We start from the raw sequence: 6,567 nt of genomic DNA, 5'->3' as shown, positions 1-6,567 counted from the left end.
GAAGTCCCGGCGCACGAAGTCCGGGGCCGCCGCCCGCTTCCCGGGCCGGGTCAGGCCCCGGCGCCTTGGGATCTTCCTGACCTGTGACAGTGAAGTTTGACGCTTTGTCGCCGAAGTTTGACCGATGCGGTTGTGGCGGGTATCGACTGATCTCGTGCGGTGTGTGCCCGGGAACGTTGCCAGAGTTACCGTGAGGGACGTGAAGATCTCCGAGCTGGACCGGGCCCGGCTGAAGAAGTGGGCCGAGCAGCGGATTCCTGCGCATGCGAAGGCCGAAATTGCGGTGGGTTGCGCGGTGCGAGGCAGTGCCGCTGTGATCACCGAGGAGCGTGCGCCGTGGGACGGCGTCGGAGGGTGGACCTCACGTCGGGTCGTCCGGCTGCGGCGTACTGACGAGGGGTGGCGGGTGGACGGGGCTGACCGCAACGGCCGCTGGTATCCGTGCGATCACCTGCCGACAGTCCCGTCACTGGACGAGGCCCTGACTGTTCTGGATGATCCAAGGCACGCGTTCTGGGGCTGAGCCTCTGCTGGTCAGAACGGGTGCGGCTCGGCGGGCGCCGAGCTCGGGGACGACTGTGTGGGAGCGGAATCGGCTACTGGCCTGGCCGTCGGTGCGGGACCGCCCTGGGACGGCATACCCTGGCGATAGGTCCTGGTGACCTTGGCGGTCGCGTAGGTCAAGGAGGCTGCGACCTCCTCGGCGTCGATCTCCACGGTGGTGCGGCGGATACCCTCTTTGTCGTCGAAGGTGCGCTGCCTGAGCCGTCCGGTGACGATGACCCGCATGCCTCGGCTGAGCGACTGGGCGGCGTTCTCGCCGGCCTGTCGCCAGAGCGAGCATCGGAGGAACAGCGGTTGTCCGTCGACGAATTCGCTGCGGTCGCGGTCGAACACGCGGGGCGTGGAGGCGATGGTGAACCCCGCCACCGGTATGCCGGAGTTGGTGTGCCGCAGCTCGGGATCGGCGGTCAGGTTGCCCACCACCGTCACCAGCGTCTCGCCCGCCATGTCCTCACTCCTTGCCTCGTGCTGGAACATGCCCACCGTACCGGCCCTGCGTGCTCGCTGGCACGATGACTGCTATGGCGAGCGAGAACAATGACCTGGAGATGGCGGCTGTGGCCCTGCGCGGGGCACAAACGGCGGTCCACGCCGCCCGCCGGCAGCTGACCGCAGCGGTCGTCAGCGCGTACCGAGCCGGGGAGCCGGTGGCCCGTATCGCTGAGCGCGCGGGCATGACCGTGATGGAGGTCCGGAATCTGCTGGCCGCGACCGGGACCTCGCGCCGCAGGTGAGCACGGCTGTGGCGTCTCGGACGGCACCTGGTCGGGGCGCCCGTGGTGCCGCGGTCACCGGGTGAGGATGTGATGCAGCTTGCCGAGGTCAACGGGGTCGACTGAAGCCAGGAGCGCGGTGAGGTTGGGGTGCGGCGCATGGGCTCGCGTGGCTGCTGGTGCTGGAGCGCGATGCGGACGATGCGGCGGTCGAGTCCGTAGCGGGCGCTGAGCTGATGCCGGTGGGTGCCGTCCTGGAAGGCGTCGAACAGGAGCATGGTGAGGCTGACCCTGGTCGAGGGTTTGGTGAGCCGGCGGTCGAGCGCCGTGGAGAAGATGCAGGTCCGGTCCAGGTCGGTGTCGACGCGTCCTGCGGCATCGGGGAGTGTCCGCCGCAGGTCGGTGACGGTCCGTCCGGTGACCTGTGCCAGCAGGTCGAGGTCCGGGGTCCCGTAACTGCCCCGTCGGCAAAGGACCCTGAGCAGGTATGTGTGGGGCAGGTGGTTGGCGCGGGCGAGGCGGCGGATGAAGGACTCGGTGCCCTCGCCGAGGCGGGGCCGGACCTGGATGGGCAGGCGGGCGAGCCGAGGAGGCTGCGCGGGGCCGTCCCTTCGGGGAAAGGTCACGGGCTGATCAGGCTTTCGTGATCGGGGACGTTGTTCTGTACTTCCTTGCGCCGCCGGAATGCTCTCTGGCGGCAGGCGGCGGTGCAGTATCGGCGGGCTCCTGTGCGGCCCGGATCGATGGGGGTGCCGCAGTGTCTGCAGCTGGCCTCGGGCCGCTGCTCGGAGAAGTCGGTCCGCCGCTCCAGGACGGTCGGCTCTGCCGGTTGGAGGTGTGCCCGGTGGCGGCAGCGCGATGAGCACCAGCGCCGGGCTTCTCCTTCGGCAGTCTCGGTGATGGGCTTCGTGCAGAACTCGCAGGCCAACGGCTGTGGTTGGGGAGCCTGGCCCTCTGGGCGGTGGCGTCTTCGGTGGGCTCGCTGACGGCAGCGGGCGGAGCAGTGCTGGCGGGAGCTCCGAGCGCCGGACTTGGCCGCCGGAAGCGGCGCGTCGCACTCTTTGCAGGTGCCGGATGTGCCTTCCAGAGTGTCCCGGAGGGCGGCGGGGTCCCGGCCGGTCGCGGCGCCCAGGCGGCTGAAGCTCGGGGCGCCTTTGTGGTGGGGCGGTTCGCAGAGGTAGTCCCGCAGGTAGCGGGCCTTGAGGTGGTTGGCGTGGGCGAGGCGGACGATGAAAGACTCGGTGCCCTCGCGCGGTAGCGGCCGGACCTGGACGGGCAGCCGGGTCACCGAGGGGTCGGGGACGAGCTTCACGGTCACCGCGTGCCCCGGGGCCTGCCGGTCGTGGCCGCCTGGGCGGCGAAGTCCAGCGGGACCGCGTCCAGCCCGTCTTGGGTGATCTTCTCGGTGCCGGTGAGCATCGCATCGATCGCGGCGCCGCGGATGAGGTGGGACAGCGCGCCGATCATGCCGCCGGTGCGGTCGTGGAGGTAGCGGTCGAGCGCGGCCAGGCTGCCCGGCGGATGCTGGTGCAGCAGCAGAGTGTCTTCCATCTGCGCGACCAGGCCCTTCCATTCCCGGTTGTAGGGGAAAGGGTGGGTGGGACGAGCGTGAAGCGTCCGGCGATCTGTGCGCCGCGGGTGCCGGACAGCAGGGTGCTGCCCTCGATGTCGATGCCCGCGTAGATGAACGTCGCCGGTATTCGCTCCGAGAAGTACTTCAGAGTGTCGGCGACTTCGGCGCCGTTGCGGCTGGTCAGCGAGATGTTGTGGAGCTCGTCGACACACACCAGACCCGTGCGGGCGTCCGTGCAGATGCCGACGACGGCCTCGATGATGTCGGTGATGTTGAAGCGGGCCCTCACGGGCAGGCCCAGGAAGCGGGCGAACTCGGCGGCGATCATACGGGCGGTCGCGGCGGGCGGGAGGGTGACGTAGAGGACCGGAATCCGGTCTGGGGCATGGGGATGGCGGGAGCGGTCGAGGAGTTCGTGCGCAAGACCGAGCTGGGTGATCGCGATGGTCTTTCCGGTCCCGGCGGGGCCCGAGACGATCAGCCCGCGGCGGGCGCTGATGGCGTGCCGGTTCAGCACGACCAGGCGCCTGCCAGTGGCGACGGTGTGGCGGACGGTGGAGGTGGCCACCACCAGCAGACGTGCGTGGTGGTCGAGGCGGGCCTCGTCGTAGAGGTACTTCTCCGGCGCGGACAGCGCGGCGTACTCGGCCGCGGTCAGCAGTGCCGGAGGCGCTGGCGGATCAACGGCGAACTGACGCCATCCGGGCAGCGTGGTCAGGTGCCGCCCCGTGTCCTCGGCTGCGGTGTCCGGCGTCATCACGTGCGTCTCCAGGGGTCTTCGCGCGGATCGAACAGGCCCAGCGGGATCACCTCGGCCAGCGTCTCCTCCGCCTCGGCATCATCGGCTGGCTCGTCCGAAGCCTCGGCCGCCGTCGGCTCGGTGGGCTCGGGACGGGGCGCCGGTGTCGAGGGCCCGGCGGCCTTGGTGCGGGCAGCCACCCGCCGGTCCCGTTTGCTGGCCTTGGCCGGCTTCGCCGGCCGGTCGGCCTCTTCGGGCCCGGCGTGAGCACGGGTGAGCAGGTCGGCGACCGCGTCGGCGATCTCGGTCTCGGTGGCGCCGGGCAGCTGGTGGCTGACGTGATTCCATGCGAGATCGCCGAAGGGCATCGGGGCCCGGTTCAGGTGCTTCCAGGTCGCCTGGACCCACGAGCTGCCGCCGCGGTGGTCGCGTACCCAGATCCGGGAGACGTCGTAGGGGTCGCGATGGACTTCCCAAAGCCCCCGTTTGGCCTGGACGCCGGAGTGCCGACGGCGCATCGGGCCGAGCTCCGGACTGTCGTAGGCCCGGTTCTTGATCCGGATGCCGTAGTCGTTGACCACCCGCCAGTCCGCGGGCAGCAGTTCGACGTAGTCGTCACCGGTCAGCGCGACCGGGACGTAGCCACAGATCTCGACGAGGGTGGCGTACTTCTCGTTCGGGGTGAACATCCGCCCCGGATGGGACGGGTCACGCAGCCCGTCGTGTCTGCGATTTTGCCACTTCGCGACGACCCATTCGTCGAGGTACTCCTGCAACTCCAGCAAGGACCACAGGGGTTCACGTTCCAGATGCCGTCCGCGGTGGTCGGCGGAGCGGCCGGTGTATCCGGGCAGGAACTGGGCGAAGAGCGTGGCTACCGAGCCTAGGGTCGACTCGATGTGTCCCTTCTCGAAGCCCGCAGCCTTGTGGGTCGGCTGCACGTCGATCTGAAGGAAGCGGCAGGAGGACTGGAAGTTGCGGGAGATGAACGCCTTCCCGTGGTCGCAGACGATCATCTCGGGGACGATCACCGGGCGTGCGGCGGCGTGTGCCAGGCGCTCGTCCAGGTCCAGGAGCCTGCGGTGCGGGAGCACCGAGCGGGACATCTTCAGCGCGCCCACCCAGCCCGGGCGCATCAGCTCGGGAGTGACGGTGCGGGCCAGCAGCACGCTGGCATCGACGGCCTTGGTGCTCGGCCGTAGCACGGCCGCGGTCAGCGTCCTGGTCGCGACATCGATCATGGCGGTGAGTTCGACTCGCCCGGTCACTCCGTTGTCGAGGAGGACCAGCACGTCCAGTGGTGTGGAGTCGATCTGCATGACCTCGCCCGGCGCGAAGGCGGGCAGTTCGCCGAACGGTGCCGTCGCCCCGTGGGCCTTGGAGCGGCGGTTGCTGGCCGTGCCGAAGGTGTGGGTGCCCGAGGTCAGCTTGGCCAGCAGCCGGTAGAGCGTGCGCTCGGAGGGCAGTTCGACACCCTGCCCGTCAGCGGATTCTTTGAGGATCTCGCCGGTCTTCCAGAGGACGAAGGCCCCGTTGCGGGTCGAGGAGTCGACGCCCTGGGCGATCGCCTGTCGCATCGCCGTCACGATCCGCTCGTCGATCGAGCCGAACTCGTTCTGTTTGCGGACCGGCCGGTGATCGGCCAGCCCCAGCACTCCCTCGGCTTGGTAGCGGCGGCGCCGGTGCGCGACCGTACTCGCCGAGACCTTGTGGCCCAGCGAGGTCAGCTCGGCGGCATTGGCCCGCTGCCGGGCAGTCAAAGAGCGGTCCGGGCCGTACTCGAGCCGCGGCACCGCGTCCTCACCGGCATCCGGGGGCAGGCCGTGCAGGACTTCGAGGATGTGCCCCTCCCACCACAGGGCCTTCTCCACGACCCGGTCGGGGAACGTCTCCAGCAGCGAGGCGGCCGGCAGGGGCATCCGCACCGGGCTGTCGACCACCGCGAAGTCGGCATCCGCGATCAGCTCGGCCACCGTCACCACCTGCGGGTCACCGCCGGAGTCGGTCAGGGTCACAGTCTTTGTGGCAACGGCGACCACCCCGCGGACCTGGCCCCGGAAACGGACCCAGGAGCCGACCGCGATCCCCGCTGGCCGTCGCAACGTACTCATCCCCGCCGCCTTTCCGCCCAGAGCAGGCTCTCAGTCTGGAGCAGTCCGCCCTCCAGACCTGCGGCCAGGATCCCCGACCACATCAGGTGGAACAGCACGGGCAGCACCAGCAAGCGGTCGCCGGCCTGGGCAGCCCCTGCCAGCAGCCCGGTCGGCTCCGCGAAGATGTCCAGCAGCCGCTCGGCGACATCGGTGCGGCGGCCGCACCGGCGCCTGCGATAACGCGACAACCACCGGACGTTCGCCATGACCACCGGGTCAGGGACGCCGACGTGGGAGAACTCCCAGCCCACCGCCTGACAGGCCACCTGGGTTCCGGCGAACAACTCCGCGGTCGCCTCGTCCATCCGGTCACCGGCACGGACATCGACCACGCGGCCCCGGCCGTCCGCGAGCCGTACGAAGTAGTCCGGAGCGTGGCGGCGCAGGCGCTTCCCCTCGCGCCAGTGCAGCCAGAACGGCTGCGACGCGATCCCGACGACATCCGGATCCCTGTCCATCAGGATCAGCCGGTCCCGCTCCAGCCACGACTCGTAGCCCACGTGGCCGCCCCCGGTCACCGAGTAGTACCAGCCGGCGAAACCCTCGGTGTCCTTGGCCCACTGGAAGGTACGGACCGGATCGCCCACCTCGAACCGCGTGCTCCAGGCCCGCCCCAACGGCTCCCGCCGACGCTCACCCGCGTCGAAAAAGCCCAGCGCAAAGGCCGATAACGCGGCATCGCGTACGCAAGTGCCGGTGCCCCCACCGTTCCCCCAGACCGTCAGCAGCCCCACCAGTCAAACTTCGCTGGCAGGAACCCACCGGTGGTCAAACTTCGGTGGCAATGGATCAATCATCGCTGTCACAGTGTCCCATGAAGTTTCG

5 protein-coding genes and 2 pseudogenes are annotated in these 6,567 nt (G+C 69.7%); 2 read left to right on the top strand and 5 right to left on the bottom strand.

The window, feature by feature from the left end; all coding sequences use genetic code 11:
* Window positions 1-199 precede the first annotated feature (199 nt).
* Entirely contained in the window at window positions 200-523 is a 324-nt protein-coding gene (locus EST92_RS16110; RefSeq protein ID WP_129281617.1) for a DUF3024 domain-containing protein, read from the top strand.
* A 59-nt stretch (window positions 524-582) separates the two neighbouring features.
* Here the strand turns inward: EST92_RS16110 and EST92_RS16105 are convergent.
* Window positions 583-1,011 (bottom strand): annotated as a pseudogene (locus tag EST92_RS16105) (single-stranded DNA-binding protein); the annotation flags it as partial.
* Between the two features lie 74 nt (window positions 1,012-1,085).
* Here EST92_RS16105 and EST92_RS16100 point away from each other — a divergent pair.
* Entirely contained in the window at window positions 1,086-1,298 is a 213-nt protein-coding gene (locus tag EST92_RS16100) for a hypothetical protein (RefSeq protein ID WP_129281615.1), read from the top strand.
* Window positions 1,299-1,899: 601 nt separating this feature from the next.
* On the opposite strand, the gene EST92_RS16095 is transcribed toward EST92_RS16100, so the two are convergent.
* The 4 genes and pseudogenes from EST92_RS16095 to EST92_RS16080 all read right to left on the bottom strand — a co-directional run bounded on the left by EST92_RS16095 (window position 1,900) and on the right by EST92_RS16080 (window position 6,329).
* Window positions 1,900-2,595 carry a TniQ family protein gene (locus tag EST92_RS16095; protein WP_129281614.1) on the bottom strand — a complete coding sequence of 232 codons (696 nt, stop codon included), beginning with the start codon at window positions 2,593-2,595 and terminating at the stop codon, window positions 1,900-1,902.
* Window positions 2,592-3,607: pseudogene (locus EST92_RS16090) on the bottom strand (ATP-binding protein). Before EST92_RS16090 ends, EST92_RS16095 begins: the two are co-directional and overlap by 4 nt.
* A complete protein-coding gene (locus EST92_RS16085) occupies window positions 3,607-5,700 on the bottom strand; it encodes a Mu transposase C-terminal domain-containing protein (protein WP_129281613.1) in 2,094 nt (697 codons plus the stop codon). Before EST92_RS16085 ends, EST92_RS16090 begins: the two are co-directional and overlap by 1 nt.
* Complete coding sequence (locus EST92_RS16080; RefSeq protein ID WP_343283799.1) at window positions 5,697-6,329, bottom strand: TnsA-like heteromeric transposase endonuclease subunit; 633 nt, start codon at window positions 6,327-6,329, stop codon at window positions 5,697-5,699. Before EST92_RS16080 ends, EST92_RS16085 begins: the two co-directional genes overlap by 4 nt.
* Window positions 6,330-6,567: the final 238 nt, after the last annotated feature.

This window comes from Streptomyces sp. TM32 (genome assembly GCF_004122755.1).
In the GTDB taxonomy this organism is placed as follows: Bacteria; Actinomycetota; Actinomycetes; order Streptomycetales; family Streptomycetaceae; genus Streptomyces; species Streptomyces sioyaensis.
This window is presented reverse-complemented; position numbering and strand designations above follow the sequence as displayed.